The organism is Nakamurella flava, from assembly GCF_005298075.1.
GTDB classification, from domain to species: Bacteria; Actinomycetota; Actinomycetes; order Mycobacteriales; family Nakamurellaceae; genus Nakamurella; species Nakamurella flava.
In genome coordinates this window covers 36,760-55,110 of sequence record NZ_SZZH01000005.1, presented here as the reverse complement: position 1 = coordinate 55,110, position 18,351 = coordinate 36,760, and the positions used below count along the sequence as shown (strand labels likewise).

14 protein-coding genes are annotated in these 18,351 nt (G+C 70.0%); 10 read left to right on the top strand and 4 right to left on the bottom strand.

Going from position 1 to position 18,351, the window contains the following annotated elements; genetic code table 11:
* Positions 1-182: 182 nt before the first annotated feature.
* Positions 183-2,213, top strand: coding sequence for a putative bifunctional diguanylate cyclase/phosphodiesterase (locus FDO65_RS17430; protein ID WP_137451013.1), 2,031 nt, complete (start codon positions 183-185; stop codon positions 2,211-2,213).
* Here FDO65_RS17430 and FDO65_RS17425 read toward each other — a convergent pair.
* On the bottom strand, positions 2,171-2,662 hold the full coding sequence (locus FDO65_RS17425) for a MarR family winged helix-turn-helix transcriptional regulator (RefSeq protein ID WP_205850135.1): 492 nt from the start codon (positions 2,660-2,662) through the stop codon (positions 2,171-2,173). The two genes, FDO65_RS17430 and FDO65_RS17425, sit on opposite strands and share 43 nt — an antisense overlap.
* A gap of 185 nt (positions 2,663-2,847) precedes the next feature.
* Between FDO65_RS17425 and FDO65_RS22905 the strand changes: the two genes are divergently transcribed.
* A complete protein-coding gene (locus FDO65_RS22905) occupies positions 2,848-5,349 on the top strand; it encodes an MMPL family transporter (protein ID WP_240757689.1) in 2,502 nt (833 codons plus the stop codon).
* 6 nt (positions 5,350-5,355) lie between these two features.
* On the opposite strand, the gene FDO65_RS17415 is transcribed toward FDO65_RS22905, so the two are convergent.
* The gene (locus FDO65_RS17415; protein ID WP_137451011.1) at positions 5,356-8,061 is read right to left on the bottom strand and encodes a beta strand repeat-containing protein; all 2,706 of its coding nucleotides are present in this window, start codon (positions 8,059-8,061) and stop codon (positions 5,356-5,358) included.
* 35 nt (positions 8,062-8,096) lie between these two features.
* Positions 8,097-8,618 carry a SipW-dependent-type signal peptide-containing protein gene (locus FDO65_RS17410; RefSeq protein ID WP_205850134.1) on the bottom strand — a complete coding sequence of 174 codons (522 nt, stop codon included), beginning with the start codon at positions 8,616-8,618 and terminating at the stop codon, positions 8,097-8,099.
* Between the two features lie 637 nt (positions 8,619-9,255).
* On the opposite strand from FDO65_RS17410, the gene FDO65_RS22295 reads away from it, so the two are divergent.
* On the top strand, positions 9,256-9,429 hold the full coding sequence (locus FDO65_RS22295; protein ID WP_166442267.1) for a hypothetical protein: 174 nt from the start codon (positions 9,256-9,258) through the stop codon (positions 9,427-9,429).
* Between the two features lie 199 nt (positions 9,430-9,628).
* On the top strand, positions 9,629-11,014 hold the full coding sequence (locus FDO65_RS17405) for an SAM-dependent methyltransferase (protein WP_137451010.1): 1,386 nt from the start codon (positions 9,629-9,631) through the stop codon (positions 11,012-11,014).
* A gap of 87 nt (positions 11,015-11,101) precedes the next feature.
* On the opposite strand, the gene FDO65_RS17400 is transcribed toward FDO65_RS17405, so the two are convergent.
* On the bottom strand, positions 11,102-11,920 hold the full coding sequence (locus tag FDO65_RS17400; RefSeq protein WP_137451009.1) for a DeoR/GlpR family DNA-binding transcription regulator: 819 nt from the start codon (positions 11,918-11,920) through the stop codon (positions 11,102-11,104).
* Positions 11,921-12,159: 239 nt separating this feature from the next.
* On the opposite strand from FDO65_RS17400, the gene FDO65_RS17395 reads away from it, so the two are divergent.
* From FDO65_RS17395 to FDO65_RS22565, 6 genes are all read left to right on the top strand, one after another.
* On the top strand, positions 12,160-13,467 hold the full coding sequence (locus tag FDO65_RS17395) for an ABC transporter substrate-binding protein (RefSeq protein ID WP_137451008.1): 1,308 nt from the start codon (positions 12,160-12,162) through the stop codon (positions 13,465-13,467).
* An 89-nt stretch (positions 13,468-13,556) separates the two neighbouring features.
* On the top strand, positions 13,557-14,513 hold the full coding sequence (locus tag FDO65_RS17390; RefSeq protein ID WP_137451007.1) for a carbohydrate ABC transporter permease: 957 nt from the start codon (positions 13,557-13,559) through the stop codon (positions 14,511-14,513).
* 1 nt (position 14,514) lies between these two features.
* Positions 14,515-15,399: a carbohydrate ABC transporter permease gene (locus tag FDO65_RS17385; protein ID WP_137451006.1), complete on the top strand. Its 885-nt coding sequence runs from the start codon at positions 14,515-14,517 to the stop codon at positions 15,397-15,399.
* Between the two features lie 37 nt (positions 15,400-15,436).
* Positions 15,437-16,297: a ketose-bisphosphate aldolase gene (locus tag FDO65_RS17380; RefSeq protein WP_137451005.1), complete on the top strand. Its 861-nt coding sequence runs from the start codon at positions 15,437-15,439 to the stop codon at positions 16,295-16,297.
* 39 nt (positions 16,298-16,336) lie between these two features.
* On the top strand, positions 16,337-17,599 hold the full coding sequence (locus FDO65_RS17375) for an ADP-dependent glucokinase/phosphofructokinase (protein ID WP_137451004.1): 1,263 nt from the start codon (positions 16,337-16,339) through the stop codon (positions 17,597-17,599).
* Positions 17,600-17,806: 207 nt separating this feature from the next.
* Positions 17,807-18,346 carry a metalloregulator ArsR/SmtB family transcription factor gene (locus FDO65_RS22565; RefSeq protein WP_205850132.1) on the top strand — a complete coding sequence of 180 codons (540 nt, stop codon included), beginning with the start codon at positions 17,807-17,809 and terminating at the stop codon, positions 18,344-18,346.
* Positions 18,347-18,351: the final 5 nt, after the last annotated feature.

Here is an 18,351-nt window from a genome sequence, read left to right as displayed (position 1 = left end):
GACAGAAAGCGAAACCTGGGCTGCGTACGGCTTCGACGATGTGCCCGATGAGCAGTAGCTGCGGCAGATATGTCGCTTTTCCGTCAGGGCCTGTCTCTCCCTGTGGGCCGGATGGGTGGCCTGTCAGTATTTCGGGGGGGTGTGTCTGCGCGGACGCGCTGGTTACAGTGCGCGCCGGGGGTGTGACAGAGGTGGACCGGGTCATCGCGGTGAGCGGCTGGCTGTTGATGCAGTCGTGGTGGGCGGGCGTTCTCGCCTGCCTGGCCGCCCTCAACATCGCCTGGTACGGCCGTTCTCGTCAACCCCTGCTGCTCTGGTCCGCAGTCGCCACCGGGGCAGCGGTCGTCAGCATCCTCCTCACCGCGCTCGGTCTCGTCCTGGGGGCCGATGCGCCATGGAGCCTGCTCGTCGCCGCGCGTTCCGTCGCGGTCGGTGTCCTGCTGGTCGCGTTCGTCCTGTGCCTGCACAGCCTCGTCCCCCTACCGGCCGTGCAGGTGGCCGTGGTGGCGATCCTGGGCACCAGGATGCTGTTCGTCGTCCTCGGTTTCCTGCCGATCGGCCGGTGGACCCTCGCCGCCGGCACGAGTTCGCCGAACTACTCCCCGGTGAGCCGCGCGGTCTTCGCGGTCACCGTGCTGATCGTCTTCGTCTACATCGTGATCGCCATGGTCCGGTTGCCGCGGCGGTCCCGGATCGAGTTGGGTCTGGCCGCCGCGCTCTCGGCGTCACCGGTGTTGGTCGTGGTGGGCGTGCTCGACGGGGCGCAGGTGGAAATCGTCGCCTCCCTCTGGCTGGCGCCGCTGGCTCTGCTGGTCGGCGCCTGGTCCAGCCGCCACGTCGCGGAACTACGGGGGTCGTTGCGTACCGCGCTGACCGATCGGGACGACGCGCGTGAGATGTCGTACCGGCAGGCCCGGACCGATCACCGCACCGGCCTGCCCAACGCGCGCGGAGCGGCGGAACTGCTCGAGGCCCGGTTGGAGGCGCTCGCCCCCGGGCAGGTGGTGGCCGTTCGGGTCCTGACCGTGGATCTGCGCCAGGTGCGGGCCGACGAGGGCGATCTGGCCGCCGACGCGGCGAGCTACCAGATCGCCCTCACCCTGCGGCGGATGGGGGAGGAGACGGACGTGGCCCGCCTGGGCGAATCGGTCTTCGGCGTGTTCGTCACCTGCCGGTCGGACGAATGGGTCGCCCGCCTGGTCGCGCAGACGGAGGAGAGTTACGGGGCGTTCCGGCGCGGCACCGGCCTGCCCTCGGGTACGCCCCTCCACACCGGTATCGCCCTCAGCGCGGACGGCGTCGATGCCGACGAGCTGTTGCAACGGGCCCGTACCGCCGCGGCCGAGGCGCAGGAACAACAACGACAAGTGGCCGTCTACGCCGCCGACCTGCAGGAGATCCGTAGCCGCCGGGCCCGCCTCGGACGTCTGCTGACCGGGGCCGTGACCTCCGGCGAGATCGAGGTCCACTATCAGCCGGTGGTCGACCCCCACACCGGTCGACGGGTCAAGGCCGAGGCCCTGGCCCGCTGGCGCCATCATGGTCGACTGCATCCGCCGGACGAATGGATCCCCCTGGCCGAGCGACGGGGCCTGATGCCGGCGATCGGCGAGGAGGTCCTGCGGATCGCGGCCCGTGACCAGGTCCGGCTGGGCTGCCCGGTCGCCGTCAATGTCTCGCCGGGGCAGCTCGCCGCCCCCGATTTCGTCGCCACGGTGCTCCGCATCGTCGGTGACTCCTGTCCACGGGAACGCATCGTCCTCGAGATCACCGAGGATGCGATCATGGCGGACTTCGCGGGGGCCCTGCGGGTCCTGCAGGAACTGCGGGCCGCGGGCTTCTCCATCGCCCTCGATGATTTCGGCACCAAGTACAGCTCGCTCAGCCGCGTGGCGCAGGTGCCGTTCGACATCCTGAAGATCGACCGTTCCTTCATCCAGCGCATCGAGGACGAGCAGGGCCGGGCGATGGTGGCCGCCATCCAGGCGCTCACACACGCGCTGGGGAAGGTGTCGGTGGCCGAGGGGGTGGAGACCCCGGCGCAGTTGACGGCACTGCGTGAGATCGGCTGCGACCTGGTCCAGGGATTCCTCACCGGCCGCCCGGAGCCGATCGAGGCGGCGGAACTCGCGACCGAGACGCCGTCGTGGGTGTCGCCGGACGCGCCGGTCTACGACGTCGCAGCACCGCCGGGGGCATCGGTCCCGCTCTGACCGAACCGGTCACCCGAGCCCAGGTGGTCGACGAGGGCCAGCAGTCCCTGCCGGAACGCCGCGACGTCGCCGCCGGCTGAGCGGACGATCTCGTCGGTCAGGTCGTCACCGATGTCGGACATGCGCGCCAGCAGATCCAGTCCGGTCGGGGTGATCTCGACGGTGCGGCGGCGCCGGTCCGGCTGGTCCTGGTGCCGCGCGACATGGCCGGAGGACTCGAGGGTGGCGACGGTGCGGGCCAGGGTCTGCTCGGTGACCCGGAGGCGACCGGCCAGTTCGCGTTGACCGGAGGGGCCCTGGGACAGCGAGTGCAGCAGGACCAGGCCGGCGTGACTGACTCCGCAATCGCGCAGGCGCTCGTTCCACCGGTGCTCGACGACCCGGGCGGCGGTGGCGAGCAGACGGCCCGTCATCCAGTCCCGGGGGTGCTCGTCGGCAGCGGAGGTCACGGTTCCACTTCATCACGACTCGAAGGCTGGCGAAATAGTCAGCATGCTGAGTAATGTGCGGAGTGGATCTGAGCCGAAGCGCCAGCGGCGGCCCGGTCCGTACCGCGATCGCCCGGCAACCGTGCCGGACGAGCTCCATCAGCAACGCCCGAGCCGATACCCGCCGACTCCACGAGGAGTTCCCCGTGCCGCAGCCCCCCACGCCGGCTCACCTGACCGAGGGGCCGCCCGCTTCCGCGGGCGCCCCATCCCGGCCCGGCCCCACCAGCCGACGGTCCGCCGTCCTGCGCGCGGTGGGCCTGCTCGCCCTCGTCGGGGTCTGGCTGGCCATCGCCGGGCTGGGCGGCCCCGCCGTGGGCAAACTGTCGACCGTCCAGTCCAACGACCAGGAGACGTTCCTGCCGGTCGGAGCGGAAGCCGTCCAGGCCGACAAGGCCGCCGCGGCGTTCGACACCACCGGGGCGCTGCCCGCGTTCGTCGTGTTCACCAGCGAGGGCGGTGCGCAGGCCACCCCGGAGCAGCTGGCGTCCTGGGGCGGCTTCGCCCAGCAGGTCGCCGGGCTGACGGTCACGGACGAAGCCACCGGGACCAGCCTGGGCACCATCGCGGATTATCTGGTGGCCCCCGAGGCGTCCGGCGGGGCACCCTCGGCGGTTCCGCTGATCCCCGCCCAGGACGGGCAGGCCGCCCTGGCCGTCGTCTCGCTGTCCAGCGACAAGGTGACCGCGATCAATCCGACCAGCGGCAAGAACGTGGTCGCCCCGGTCGTCGACACCCTCCGCACCGCGGCCGCCGACGCCGTCGCCGGCGGGCAGGTGTCGGTCGCCGGTCCCGCCGGTCTGATCGCCGATCTCGGCACCGCCTTCGCCGGGATCGACGGCCTGCTGCTGCTGGTCGCGCTCGGTGCGGTGCTGCTCATCCTGTTCGTGGTCTACCGGGCGGTGGTGCTGCCGTTCCTGGTGCTGTTCACCTCGCTCAGCGCCCTGGCCGCCGCCGGCGGGCTGGTCTATCTGCTGGCCGACAACGGCGTCCTCACCCTCAACGGTCAGAGCCAGGGCATCCTGTTCATCCTCGTCGTCGGCGCGGCGACCGACTATGCGTTGCTCCTGGTCTCCCGGTACCGGGAGGAGCTCACCCGGGTGCAGTCGCGCTTCACCGCGATGGGACGGGCCTGGCGGGCCTGCGTCGAACCCATCGCCGCTTCGGCCGGCACCGTCATCATCGGCCTGCTCTGCCTGCTGTTGTCCGACCTGAACTCCAACCGGTCGCTCGGCCCGATCGGGGCGCTCGGTATCGGTGCCTCCTTCGTCGCCGCCCTCACCCTGCTGCCCGCGCTGTTGATGGCCGGCCGCTGGCTGTTCTGGCCGCGGATCCCGCGGGTGCTGGCCGATCGCGGCCTGCGGCACCTCGGCCGGCACCAGGCGCTGTCCGCCCACGGGCCGACCGTCGCCGAGCCGGCCGACGACGCCGATCACCCCGGGCGGCACGAGGCCGACGAGGTCACCGGAACGGCCGGACGGGACGCAGCGGCTTCCTCCCGGGGTGGTCGTGCTGCTGCCGCCGGTCGCGACGCCGCGGCCCCGTCCCGGGGCGGGGTCTGGGCGCGCGTCGCGGTACTGGTCGCCCGCCACCCCCGGCGCATCTGGCTGATCACGGTGGCCGGGCTCGCCGTGGCCTTCGCGTTCGTCACGACCCTGCAGGCGTCCGGCACCCAGCAGACCGACGTGTTTCTCACCGACGTCGAATCGGTCGCCGGCCAGGACGCCCTGGCCCAGCACTTCCCGGGCGGCTCCGGCAACCCGGTCGTCATCATCGCGCCGGAATCGGCCACCGACCAGGTCGTCTCGGCCGTGGCGGCGGTCCCCGGCATCTCCGGTCAGCCGGCTGCGGTCACCGCGTCCGGGGCGCCGGCCTCGGCCGGCAACCCTCAGCCCGCGGCGGTCGTCGACGGGCGGGTGCAGATCCAGGCCACCCTGGCGAGCACCCCCGATTCGCCGGCGGCCAAGGACACGGTCCGTGCGGTCCGGGACGCGGTGCACGCGTTGCCCGGGGTCGGCGACCAGGTGCTGGTCGGCGGGGCGACCGCGATCCAGGTCGACACCGTCGACACCGCCGAGCGCGACCTGACGGTCATCATCCCGGCCATCCTGCTGGCCGTGCTGCTGGTGCTCGTCCTGCTGCTGCGCTCGCTGGTCGCCGCGCTGCTGCTGACGGTGGCCACCGTGCTGTCCTTCGGTGCGGCGCTGGGGGTGTCGGCGCTGGTGTTCAACCATGTCTTCGACTTCCCGGGCGCGGATCCGGCGGTGCCGCTGTTCTCATTCGTCTTCCTGGTCGCGCTGGGGGTCGACTACTCGATCTTCCTGATGACTCGGGCCCGGGAGGAGGTCGCGTTCTTCGGTCCGAAGGAGGGGGTGCTGCGCGGGCTGCGGGTGACCGGTGGGGTGATCACCAGCGCTGGTCTCGTGCTGGCCGCCACGTTCGCGGCCCTGGCCGTCATCCCCATCCTGTTCCTGGCGCAGATCGCGTTCATCGTGGCGTTCGGCGTGCTGCTGGACACCTTCATCGTCCGCACCCTGCTGGTCCCGGCGCTGGCCGTCGACCTGGGGTGGAAGACCTGGTGGCCGATCCGGCCGAAACCCACGAAGCACCAACTCGAGGTGCGGGGCGAACCACTGGTGAAGAGCTGAGTGGCCTCAGCTGATGGTGGCGGTCTGCGTCGCCGAGGTCAGCCCGGTGGCCGACACCGTGATGGTCGGGGAGCCCGCCACCGAGTCGCCGTAGTAGACGCCGGCGGTGGCCTGACCGGCGGGGATCGAGACCGTGGTGACGCTCGTCCCGCCGGCGGTGGTGGCGAAGCGGCGGCCGGTCGAGGTGGACGTCAGGCCGACCGTCAACGACGCGGTGCTGTTGGTGACCAGGTTGCCGAACGCGTCGATCCGCGCCACCACCAGCGGACCGAGCTGGGCGCTGGTCGACCTCGCCCCGGACAGCGGCGCCGACTCGATCCGCAGTGCCCGGGTGGTGCCCGGGGTGATCGTCTGGGTCTGCGTCGCCGCCGCCACGTCACTCGCGGCGGCGGTGATGACGGGCGTACCGACCCGGGTGTCGCCGTAGTAGACCGACACGGTCGAGGAGCCGGCGGCCATCGTCACCTGGGTGACCGGTGTCCCTCCCGAAGAGGTGGCGAACACCGGTGTCCCGGTCGTCGAGGAGCTGAGCGAGATCACGGTGCCGCCGGTCGGGGCGGGGGCGGCGTTGCCGAACTGGTCCCGCCGGACGATGGTGATGGCGCCGAGGGTGGCGGTCGAGGATGCCGCTCCGCTGCGCGCGGTGCTGGTGACGACGAGTTGGCTGGCCACCGGGGCGAGCACGATGTTCTGGCTGGCCGCGCTCAGGTTGGTGGCCGCTGCGGAGAGCTTGATCGTGCCTGTCTTCGTGTCCCCGTACCAGGCGGTCGTGGTCGATGCCCCGTCCGGGATGGTGACGAGAGTGGTGGCCGCGCCGCCGGAGCTGGCGGCGAAACTGCCGGTGGTGGTGTTGGCCGTGGTCAGCGTGACGGCGGTGCTGCCGGAGGTGGTCGGATTGCCGAAGGAGTCCTGGCGCTGCACCGTCAGCGGCCCGAGGTCGCGCGCGGCACTGGGCGCGGCCGTGATGGCGGCGTTGCGGAACACCAGTTTGCGGGAGGTGCCGGGCGCGATGGTGACGCTCTGGTTGGCCGCGGCGAGTCCGGTGGCGCTCGCGGTGACGGTGGGGCTGCCGGCGACCGTGTCCCCGTAGTAGGCGCTGACCGACGTCGCGCCGGAGCTCATGGTCACGCTGGTGACGGCGCCGCCGCCGCTGCGGGTGGCGAACCGGGCCCCGGCGCTGGACGAGCGCAGGGTGATGACCAGCCCCGAGCTGGGGGCGGCGACCGCGTTGCCGTAGACATCCTGCTGTCGCAGGGTCAACGGCCCCAGCGTCGCCGAACTGGAGGCACTCCCGGACCGGGCTGCGGTGGTGAAGGCCAGGGCGACGGCGGCGCCGACGGTGACGGTCGCGGTCTGGGTGGCCGAGGTCAATCCGGTGCTGGCCGCGGTGAGAACTGGTTTTCCGGGACGGATGTCGCCGACCCAGAAGTCGACGGAGCTCGATCCGGCGGCCATGGTGACGGTGGTCGTGGGTGAGCCGGACTGGGTGGCGGCGAAGACTGTGGTCGAGGAACCGGTCGCCGTGAGGGAGACGGCGGTGGCGGTCGCGACGGGAGCGGCGTTGCCGTAGGTGTCGCGGCGGGCGATGGTCAGGGGGCCGTACCGGGCGGCGGCGTCGACCGTGAACGACGGCGCGGCGGTCGTGTACGTGAGCGTCGTGGCGGCGGCCGGGGTGATGGTCTCCTCCTGTGAGGCGGAGACCAGGCCGGTGGCGGAGGCAGTGAGAACCGGCCTGCCGGAACGGGTGTCGGCGTAGTAGACGGTCGCCGACGACGCCCCCGAGGGGATGGTGATGCTGGTGACCGCCGACCCGCCGACGGTGGTGGAGAACCGGGTGGTGCCGGTGCTGGAGGTGACGAGGCGGACGGTCGACGTACCGGAGGTCACCGGGTTTCCGAACGGGTCGTTGCGGCGGATGACCAGGCTCTGCCCGTCGGACGTGGTCGCAGCGGTCGCGGTACGGGCCGGGGTGGCGAAGACCAGCACGTTGGCGTTGGCCGGGACGATGGCGAAACGGTCGCTCGTGGCGTCGCTCAGCCCGGAGCCCGAGGCGATCAGTCGGTAATCGGTCCCAGACTGGTCGATGCGCAGCGTCGCGAACGTGGCGGTGCCGCTGCTGTCGGTGTCCGCGGTCAGGGTGCCCTGGAGGTGCCCGCTGGACGTACCGCCGAGGCGCACGGTCAGCTGGATACCGGCAGCGGGGGCGGGGTCGCCGCCCGCCGTGCGCAGGCACAACCGGACGGCCGGGGTGAGGACGGTTCCGGCCGCCGCCGTGGTGGGCTGTTGACAGAACGTCGCGGTCACCGGCAGCCGGACCGCCGTGGTCCCACTGGTGGTCGCGGTCGTCCAGCTGTCACGGACGGCGATCACCCGGTAGCTGTAGTCGCCGTCGCCCGGCACCGTGTCGACACAGGACGTGGACGTCAGGAGGGCGGTGGCGCTGGAGTTGCAGGCCGGACCGGGTCGGCTGCCCAGGCGCTGCACGTAGTAGCCGGTGGGGGCCAGTCCGGGCCCGGTGGCCCAGGAGATCGGAATGGCTGCGGTGTACGAGACCGAGGGAACCGCAGGTGATGTCGGTGTGGCGAGATGGCCCGCGGTGACGCTCGAGACACCGTCGCCGCCCGAGGTGAAGTAGGCGTGGGCCACCGAGGGCAGGGCGGTGACCAGCGTCGCGACGACGAGCAGCAGGAGTCCCCTGCCGGTGCCTCTCATCGTCGCGCCGCCGGTCGGCCGGTTCCGAGCTCAGGTCAGCTGGCGACGAAGTAGATCGGCACGGTCAGCCCCTGGCAATCGTCCTGATTCTGCGCGCGGTTGATCATCTGCACGGTCACGGTGCCGTCGGCATCGGCGCCGGCGGCGATCTCGCCGTAGGTGATCGCGGGCGTCCCGACGGTGAAGTCGGCGGCGGTGCAGTTCCCGACGTTCCACGCAGTGCCGTCGGCGTTGGCCACCGCGGCGGTGACACTGGCCAGGTTCAGCACACCGGACGACGGGTTGGCCACCGAGAACGCGACGGTCTCGGTGGGGCCGCCCGGGCTCAGCGGCCCGCCCGTGCCGGGGGTGCTCGAGACGACGAACGCCGGGGCGGTCCCGGTGTCGACCTCGCCCTCGCCCACCCCGGTGGACGACCAGTACGCGTAGGCGGCTCCGCCACCGATGAGCAGGACGGCGGCACCGCCGATCACCATCGCTCGGCGACCGAAACGGCGGGTCCTTCCGGCGGAGGTGCCGTCGGTGGATTGCGGGCGGGTGGCGGACGGAGCGGACATGCAGAATCTCCTCGAGCTGGGCGGCGTTTCCCGTCGACGAATTCGACGGGGTTGGGGAGGTATGCGGGAAATCCGCACGCGCTCGAATGACGGGGTCCACGACGACTGTCGGGCCGCGAATTCGCGGTCCTGCGAAACGAGCATCGTCAGACTAAACGGTCAGTTCGCGCAATGGCCATGACGGAATACTGGTCGAGCTGAATGGGGCGGTATATCGCCCGATGGTGCCGCGCTCAGTCACAGCGGGCGAACCTGGGGGCGGTCGGCTGGTCGAGAAAGGCTGACGCTGTCACCGTTTCGAGACGCTCAATGGATTCAGCAGTTCGGGCCATCACGCGAACGGCCGTGTGTGCTGCGCCACCTGTTGGTCCCCGATGCGGTGAAGGTCTTCGCGGTGGACCTGCAGATCCCGACGACTCGGACGACGCCGTTCGCGCCTGCACTGCGCATCCGAATCGTGGGAATACGGGGCTGTGACGCGTCGGTGACCACCGGCCTGGGTGAATGTCGTCACCGGCCGATCGCTCGGTACGGCATTCCGGCATGTCGCTGATGGTCGGGGACGTCGCGAAAAGGCGCCAGACTGCGCACCTGCGATCCGCCGGCCGGGCGGACCTGTCTCTTCAGGGGGAACACGATGGCAATCAACGACGGCACCACGCCCGCGGAACAGGTCGACAACGATGCGTCGTCCGGGGTCGAGGGTTACACGACCCATGTCGACGACACCGACGACGAGGACATCACCGGCGGGCTGAGCCCGGACCGCACCGGCGGCGCCGGCGGCTACACCTCGGGTCGGAAGGCCTGATCGGGCGAGCGCTGGTCGGATGAGCTTGCGCGGGCGAGCCGCGGCGCGCCGGTTCGTCGCGCCGGGGCCCGGCTCGCCGTTCGGTGCCGGGCGGTGTGGCACCGTGGGGCGACCACTTGCTCGGGCGGCCGACGGTGCGTCCGTCCGAGGGGCGGCCGAGCCGATCCCCCCGGAGACCCGGACGCAGAACAGGACCCGCATGGCCACGACCGCCGAACAGCTCGCCACCCTGGTGTCATCGGTCACCGGTGCGCCTCTACCCGTCGGGTTGCGGGCCTGGGACGGGTCCGCCGTGCCGGCCGGGTGGCGGGCCGGGGTGGCAGCCGGCGCGACGCCGGTGCCGCCGGCCGACGCGGCGCCGCCCACGGTGGTGGTGTCGAACCGGCGCGCCCTGCGGCGCATGCTCTGGTCGCCGGGCGAGCTGGGAGCGGCCGAGGCCTACCTGGCGGGCGACCTGCAGGTCGAGGGCGACCTGGCCGGCGGGCTGTCCGCGGTCTGGCGGGCCCATCAGGGCGGCACCGGCGGGCACGGAGTGCGGGTGCGGGACTACCCGCGTCTGCTCGGCGCGGCGGCCCGTCTCGGTGCGGTCGGTCCCCGTCCGGCGCCGCCGGGTCAGGGTCAGCGCACCGGGCGTGCCCGGCTGTCCGGTCGCCGCCACACCCGGGCCCGGGACCGCGCCGCGATCGCGTACCACTACGACCTGAGCAACGAGTTCTACGAGTTCCTGCTCGATTCGTCCATGGCCTACTCGTGCGCCTACTACGCACAGGCGCCGGCCGACCCGGCCGCGGCGGCCGCCGCCCTGCCGTCGGCGCAGAAGGCCAAACTGGACCTCATCTGTCGCAAGCTCGGCCTGCACGAGGGCGCGAAGCATCTCGACATCGGTTGCGGCTGGGGCTCTCTCATCTGTCACGCCGCCGAGCACTACGGCACGGTGTCGACCGGGGTGACGTTGTCCAAGCAGCAGCACGAGTACGTCACCCGGCGCGTCGCCGCGGCGGGCCTGCAGGACCGGGTCACCGTCCGGCTGTCGGACTATCGCGACCTGGCTCTGTCCGTGGACGACCAGGGCGCCTACGACGCGGTCAGCACCATCGAGATGGGCGAGCACGTCGGCGAGGCCGAGTACCCGGAGTTCGCGCGCATCCTGGCCACGATGGTGAGACCGGGTGGCCGGGTGCTCGTCCAGCAGATGTCCCGGGGCACCTTCGGCCCGAACACCACCGCCGGGGGCGGGGCGTTCATCGAGACCTACATCGCGCCGGACATGCACATGAAGCCGTTGGCGACCACGGCCGGCCTGCTGGCCGGGGCGGGCCTGGAGGTCCGCGATGTGCACGCCCTGCGGGAGCACTACACCTGGACCGCGCAGGCCTGGCTGGAGGTACTGGAGACCCACTGGGACGAGGCGGTGGCGCTGATCGGCGAGGTCGGGGCGCGGGTCTGGCGGCTGTACCTGGCCGGGGGAGCGCTGGCGTTCGCCGAGAACCGCATGGGCGTCGACCAGATCCTGGCCGTGCGGCCCGACCCCGACGGGGAGTCCGACCTTCCGCCGACCCGTCTCGGCTGGGAGCCCGCCGCCTGACTCCCGCCGGGCTCGGTCGGTAAAGAATGCCGCCATCATTGACCGCGAGCGGCATTCTTTACCGACCCGGTGAGGCGTGGTGTCCGGTCAGGCGCCGGGCAGCGCGACCTCCACCTCGGCTTCCGCCAGCGCCTCGGCCAGTTCGGCGGGTGGGGCGGCGTCGGTGACGAGGTAATCGGCGGCCTGCAACTCGACCACCCGGGCGAACAGGCGCCGACCGAACTTGCTGTGGTCGGCCAGCACGGCGACCTTGTCCGAGCGCGCCATCATCTCGGCCATCATCCCGGCCTCCTCGATGTGGCTGGTCGAGAACCCGTCGTCCGCACTGACCCCGCCGACGGAGATGAAGGCGAAATCGGCCCGGATCTCGTGGTGCTCGGGTCCGAAGACGCTGGGCAGGCTGACCGGACCGGTGGTGGTCTCGCCGCTGATCCGGACCCGGCCGCCGAACAGGTGCAGGTCCCGGCACACGTCCGGGTTGATCTCCAGGGCGGCTCGTAGGTTGTTGGTGGCAATCGTCAGATCGCGGTGCCGCTGCAGGTGTCGTACCAAGGCCAGTGCCGTGCTGCCGGCGTTGATGATCACGACGGCCCCGTCCGGGATCAACTCCGCCGCGGCCGCCCCGATGCGGTCCTTGGCGTCGCTTTGCATACGGGAGCGGACGTCGACCGCGGTGTCCGGCCGCAGGGCGGCCTGCAGGGCGATCGCCCCGCCGTGCGTGCGGATCAGCACGCCCTCGTTGTCCAGTTGATCGAGATCCCGGCGGATCGTGTCCGCTGACACTCCGAACGAGGTCGCGAGTGCGGCCACGGTGACCTGGCCGGCCTCCGTGACATACGCCGCCAGCCGGGCCTTGCGGGACGCCGGCAAATGGCGTTCCTCGTCGTCGACGGGGTTGGCCACCATCAGTCCTCCGGATCGGGCTTCGAGCGGGTGACGTCCCGACCGAATCGGGCCCCCACCGATCGGCTGCCTGATTGTGCGGGTTCGCGCGCTAGCCATGCAAGTTCCTGCTGCTTTCCGCTTGACGGTGCCAGAGTATGCGCGTTAGTGTCAGCCATCCTGGCGCAAAAGCGCAAGGAACCGCATCAGTTCGCGTGAACCGGCACGGATCGGCACATCACGCATCGTTCGGATGGAGAACAATGAGCAAGGGCGCTCGAATGCGGCGGTCGGTGTCCGTCATCAGTGCGGCGGTGCTGGCCCTGGGGCTGGCCGCCTGCGGCGGCGGCAGCGATTCCGCGGCCCCGGCCGGGTCCGGCTCGGCCGCGGCCTCCGGGGATCAGGTCACGCTGGAATTCGCGCAGTGGTGGGAGCCCGAGCTCCCGGCCAACGCACTGCGCGGAATGATGGACGAGTTCGAGAAGCAGAACCCGAACATCAAGGTCAAGCTCATCAGCGGTCCGTACTCCTCGACCAAGGAGCAGGTCATCGCCGGCGCGGCCGCGGGCACCATGTCCGACGTCGTCGGCCTGGACGGCGCCTGGGTCGCCGACTTCGTCAAGCAGGGCTCGATCGCGGACCTGTCCAAGTTGATGGCCGACGCCGGCTACGACGATTCCCAGCTGGCCAGTCAGGTCCAGCTCGAGGGCTCCACCTACATGATCCCGGTGGTCAATTTCGTCTACCCGATGTTCACCAACACCGATCTGCTGACCAAGGCCGGGGTGTCGACCGCGCCGACCACCCGCACCGAGTTCGCCGACGCGGCCGCCAAGGTGTCCGCGCTGGGCGGCGACACCAAGGGCTGGGTCCTGCCGCTGTCGCTCGAGGCGCCCAACGGCGTGCAGAACGACGTCATGTCGTGGGTCTGGGCGTCCGGCGGTTCGATGCTCAAGGACGGCAAGCCCGCGGTCACCGACGCCGACGTCACCGGCGCGGTCGACTACGTCAAGTCGCTGTGGGACGCCAAGGTCATCGCTCCCGGTTCGTTCACCATGAAGGAGCAGGACAAGGTCGAGGAGTTCACCAACGGCCGGGTCGGCATGATGATCGACTCGCTCGCTCACGTGAACCAGATCCGGGAGAAGAACCCGAACCTGAACTTCGACATCTCCGCCATCCCGGCCACCGACGGGTACTCCGGCAAGCGCGGGATCCCCTACGCCTCCTGGGGTATCGGTGTCGCCGAGAACAGCGAGCACAAGGCCGAGGCCTTCAAGCTGGTGCAGTTCCTGATGAGCAAGGATGTCAACTCGCAGCTGTCCTCGGTGGCCAAAGCGTTCCCGGGCAACAAGGAGTCGGTGCCGGACTACGTGCAGTCCGACGCGCTGATGAAGAAGGCGTTCGACATCTACCAGAGCGGCTACCCGGCCAACGAGTTCGTCGGCCTGCCCGCCGCCGAGGACCTGATGCGCACCTTCGACACCGAACTGCAGGCGGTGCTGTCGGGTGACGAGTCCACCACCGACGGCCTCCAGAAGGTCCAGCAGGCCTGGTCCGAGAAGTTCTGACCGGCTGATCCCACCGGGCCGGCCGCCCGTCCCCTCCCGGGGGCGGGCGGCCGCCCAGGGCCGCACTCGCAATCGTCTGGAGGACCAAGATGGCAACGGCGACATCTGATGTCACACAAGCGGTGCACCGGGTGCCGCCTGCGCCCGGTAAGGCGGCCGCGGGACGGACCCCGCGCCGGCGCAAGAATCTGACCCCTTGGGCGTTCCTGTCGCCCACCGTCCTGTTGATGCTCGTCCTGATGTTGGTACCGATCGTCATGGTGATCGTGTACTCGCTGAAGAACAACGTCATCATGACCCGCAAGTCCGAGATCATCGGGCTCGGCAACTACGGCGAGATCCTCACCGACCCGATTTTCCTCAAGGCCCTGATGAACACGGTGATCTTCACCGTGACCAGCGTCGTGGCGCACCTCGTCCTCGGGCTGACGTTCGCGATGATGCTGAACTCGCCCCTGCTGTCGAACGCCACCCGGGCGGTCTTCCGGGTCATCTACTTCCTGCCCTGGTTGTTCACCGTCGCGGTGATCGCCGTGCTGTGGCGGCTCATCCTGAGCCCCAACGGTGTGCTGAATTACATCCTGCAGCAGTGGGGTCTGATCAGCGAGAAGGTGGAATGGCTCTCGTCGCCCTCCACCGCATTGATCGCGGTCACCTTCATCAACATCTGGGCCGGTTACCCGTTCTACATGGTCAGCCTGCTGGCCGGCCTCCAGGGTATTCCCAGGGACCTGTACGAGGCGGCCCGCGTCGACGGGGCCACCGCCCGGCAGCAGTTCTTCAACGTCACCATTCCGCAGTTGCGACCGATCATCATCAGCATGGCGATGCTCGACGTCATCTGGACGTCCCAGCAATTCGCTTTGATCTGGATGACCACCGGCGGTGGACCCGGCACCAGTACCGAGATGCTGTCCACCTACACGTACAAGCTCGCGTTCAGCGAGTACGAGTTCTCCCTGGCGTCCACCAGCGCGGTCATCGTCTTCCTGCTGTCGATGGTGCTGGCCTTCTGGTACGCCCGTCACCAGAAGGCGCGGGACTGACATGACCACCATCACCTCGACTGCGCCGTCCGGCGGCGGTGTCCGGCAGAATCGCCCCGCCTCGCACTGGCCGGCGAAGATCGCCCTGCTGGCCGGGCTGACCGTCGGAGCGCTGTTCGCCGGTCTGCCCGTGCTCTGGATGCTCTCGAACTCGTTCAAGTCCAACACCGAGATCTTCTCGCTGCCACCGAGTCTGATCACCGACTCGTTCTCGTTCTCGGCCTACACCTCGATCCTGACCGACTCGACGAAGCTGCGGTTCTTCCTCAACAGCTACGTCATCGCGCTGAGTGTGACCGCTCTGACCCTGCTGGTGTCGCTCTTGGCCGCGTACGCGTTCAGCCGCTACGAGTTCCGGGGCAAGAAGGCCCTCAGCGTCCTGATCGTCAGCGTGCAGGCCATCCCGCCGATCACCCTGCTGGTGCCCTACTTCGGATTGATGGTCGTACTGAAGCTGTACAACACCTACCCGGGTCTGATCCTGACGTACATGGTGTTCACGCTGCCGTACGCCATCATCATGATGACCGGGTATTTCAACACCCTGCCCAAGGAATTGGACGAGGCCGTCCGCGTCGACGGCGGCGGGCCATTGGTCGCGCTGTTCCGGGTGTTGGTTCCGATCTCGATCCCCGGCATCATCTCGGTGTCCGTCTACACGTTCATGATCTCGTGGAACGAGTTCCTGTTCGCACTCACCCTGACCAAGACCGAGGACATGCGCACCGTCCCGGTCGGGATCCAGCTGCTGATGGGCCAGCACTCGTACGAATGGAACGAGATGATGGCCATGAGCGTGTTGGGCAGCATTCCCGTGCTGTTGTTGTTCCTGATTTTCCAGCGGTATTTCATCGGAGGCATGACCTCCGGCTCGGTCAAGAGCTGACCGCGCGCTCCATCAACATCCACGAAAGAGGACAGCTGTGCTGATCGACGGCAAGAAGATGCTGGACGTCGCGAACGAGAACAACTTCGCGGTCCCGGCTTTCAACATCAGCGACTGGGCGATGGCGGGTGGCATCTTCGACATCAGCGAGGAGCGGGAGGCGCCGCTCATCGTCGCCATCCACCCGGACGAGCTGGCCCACACCGGTCAGGAGCTGACCCGGGCCATCATCGAGCGGGCGCACCGCTCGTCGGTGCCGGTCGCCCTGCACTGGGACCACGGCGCCACCACGGAGCAGATGCTGACCGCCATCCGCACCGGGTTCACCTCGGTGATGCTGGACGGTTCGATGTCGCCGTTCGAGGAGAACATCGCCCGCACCAAGGCCGCCGTCGACGTCGCCCACCCGGTCGGCATCTCGGTCGAGGGTGAGCTCGGGACCATCGGCAAGACCGACAGCGAGGCCGAGGACGGCGCCGCCACCATCGTGTACACCGACCCGGCCGACGCCAAGGCGTTCATCGAGGCCACCGGGGTCGACAGTCTGGCCGTGGCCATCGGCACCTGCCACGGCATCTACCCGTCCTGGATGAAGCCGGAGCTGCGCCTGGACCTGCTGGAGCAGATCAAGGCCGCGGTGGGCATCCCGCTGGTGCTGCACGGCGGGTCCAACAACCCGGACGCCGAGATCGGCCAGTCGGTCAAGCTCGGCATCAACAAGATCAACATCTCCAGTGACATCAAGGTCGCCTACCACGACAAGATGCGCGAGGTGCTGGCCGATACGTCCCTGCGCGAGCCGAACTCGATCCAGCCGCCGTGCATCGCGGCGATGAAGGTCGTCGCCGCGCACAAGATCGAGCTGTTCGACGCGGCCGGCAAGGCCACCCTGTACTGATCTGTCGGTAGACGGATCGCCGCGAAGAGGGAGCGACGCATGAGCACGGAGGGCAGCGCGGCCACCACGGGCCGCGCTCCCCTCGACCCGGCCGCCCGGATCGTTCTCGGTCTTGGCGGTACGGTCGACTGGGAGATCGACTGGGACGCGGGAATTGTCCAGCGGCTGGCCGACCAGCACGCCGTCACTGTCGAAGAGCTGGACCCGTGGATCCCGATCACCGACGAACGCACGCTCGTCCGAGCAGTGCTCGGGTTCCTGCGCACCGGCGGCGGCGGCGAGCGGTTCGTGGCCAGCCCGGCCGTCCTCGAGGCCTTCGGTGAGCACTTCGACTACCGGATCACCTTGGGCGGCACCGGGGTCCGCGCCGCGCTGGCCATGAGCCGGCTCGGCGTGACCAGCACCCTGCACCTGGTCAGCATCAACGACCACGTGCGGCGGCTGCTGCCGGCCGGGTGCCGGTACGTCAGCAGCGCGACCGCCGACAGCTCCGAGCCGCATGTCATCGTGCAGTTCCCCGCGGGGGCCAGCGTGCGGGTGGGGGACCAGGTGGTGACGGCTCAGCACCCGAACCGCGTCATCCTGGTCAACGACCCGCCCAACCGCGACCTGCGGCTGAGCCCGGAGCTGACCGAGCTTCTCGCCGACGCTGCGGTTTTCGAGATCTCCGGGCTGAACACCATCGTGGGCCGGTCTGTGCTCGACGATCGGATCGCCCGGCTCCGGTCCGACGCCCGGGCCGTCCCGGCGGGTGGGGTGGTGTTCTACGAGGACGCCGGGTTCCACGACCGATCGCTGCACCGGGCCGTGCTCGACGGGCTGGTCGACGTGGTCGACGTGATCAGCATGAACGAGGACGAGTTGGCCGAGCACGTCGGCCGGGACATCGATCTGCTCGATCCCGCGCAGGTGGCCGCGGCGCTGGCCGATCTGCACGCGGCCATCCCGGCCCCGGCGGTGGTGGTGCACACCAAGTACTGGGCGATGGCCTGCGGGCCACAGGCCGAGCGCTGGGCGGACGCCGTCCGCGGCGGCGTCATCATGGCGGGCACCCGGTTCACCCACGGGGACGACTTCACCCCGGACGACTACCGGCGCACCGCGGACGGTCCGGTCCACGAGCCCGGCGCCGCAGCGTCGACCGCGGCCGTCGAGGTGCTGGCCGATCGCGGCATCCCGGCAGTGGCGGTCCCAGCGTTCGTGCTGCGTCCGCAGAGACCCACCACTATCGGGCTCGGTGACTCCTTCGTTGGCGGGTTCGTGGCCGCGGTCGCGTCCGCCCCGGCCCCGGTCGGTGGATGACTTCTGACCCTACGAACATGGACAGGTTCGCCGGCCCCGGTCAGGGCCGACGGGCCAGCCAGAGCGTCCGCCGGCTGCGGACGTGGACGGAGCGCAGGACGTCGGGTGGCCCCATCAGATCCAGAACCAGGGCCCGCAACCGCTCCCGGTCGGAATCACGGGTCTGCTGACCGCGGCCACCGCGTCGCTCGCCGCCAGCACGATCAAGTGGTGCAGCTCGGCGTCCAACTCCAGCAGGCGCGGCAGAAGGTCCGTCGAGTGCCCGTGACCCGCGTGTGTCGTCATACCCGTCACCCCACCCTGCGCAGGTCAGCGGTCGCCGAGTCGCCTCGATTCCTGCGGGCCGACTCGCCCGCGGCGGTACCCTGCGAAGTGATCGCCGCCATGCGGCCCTACCGGCAGGGAGACACAGCCGTGGCCACGGATGCCGCATTCGACGCCCTCGCCGATCCGGTGCGGCGGTCGATCCTGGATCTCCTCTCGCGTCACGACAGTCGCACCGCCGGTGAGATCGCTGACGCCATCGACTCGGTGGGTCGGACGGCAGTGTCGAGTCATCTGCGGGTGCTCCACACGGCCGGACTGGTCAGCGAGCGGCGTGATGGCCGGTTCCGACACTATTCGCTGTCGACCGAGGGGCCGATGCGCGACGTGATCGGCCTGTTGCAGGGCCTGCTGCAGAACTCGCTCGACGACGCCGATGCCGTCGCCCCATCGAGGTCGAGTCGCGGCACTCGGTCAGCCTGACCCGC

Bases quoted from the DNA above. Each gene is read 5' to 3' on its own strand.
- FDO65_RS17375 (WP_137451004.1), top strand. From the start codon at position 16,337: ATGAGCACGGAGGGCAGCGCGGCCACCACGGGCCGCGCTCCCCTCGAC.
- FDO65_RS17415 (WP_137451011.1), bottom strand. From the start codon at position 8,061: ATGAGAGGCACCGGCAGGGGACTCCTGCTGCTCGTCGTCGCGACGCTG.
- FDO65_RS17405 (WP_137451010.1), top strand. From the start codon at position 9,629: ATGGCCACGACCGCCGAACAGCTCGCCACCCTGGTGTCATCGGTCACC.
- FDO65_RS17385 (WP_137451006.1), top strand. From the start codon at position 14,515: ATGACCACCATCACCTCGACTGCGCCGTCCGGCGGCGGTGTCCGGCAG.
- FDO65_RS17400 (WP_137451009.1), bottom strand. From the start codon at position 11,920: ATGGTGGCCAACCCCGTCGACGACGAGGAACGCCATTTGCCGGCGTCC.
- FDO65_RS17390 (WP_137451007.1), top strand. From the start codon at position 13,557: ATGGCAACGGCGACATCTGATGTCACACAAGCGGTGCACCGGGTGCCG.
- FDO65_RS17410 (WP_205850134.1), bottom strand. From the start codon at position 8,618: ATGTCCGCTCCGTCCGCCACCCGCCCGCAATCCACCGACGGCACCTCC.
- FDO65_RS17395 (WP_137451008.1), top strand. From the start codon at position 12,160: ATGAGCAAGGGCGCTCGAATGCGGCGGTCGGTGTCCGTCATCAGTGCG.
- FDO65_RS22295 (WP_166442267.1), top strand. From the start codon at position 9,256: ATGGCAATCAACGACGGCACCACGCCCGCGGAACAGGTCGACAACGAT.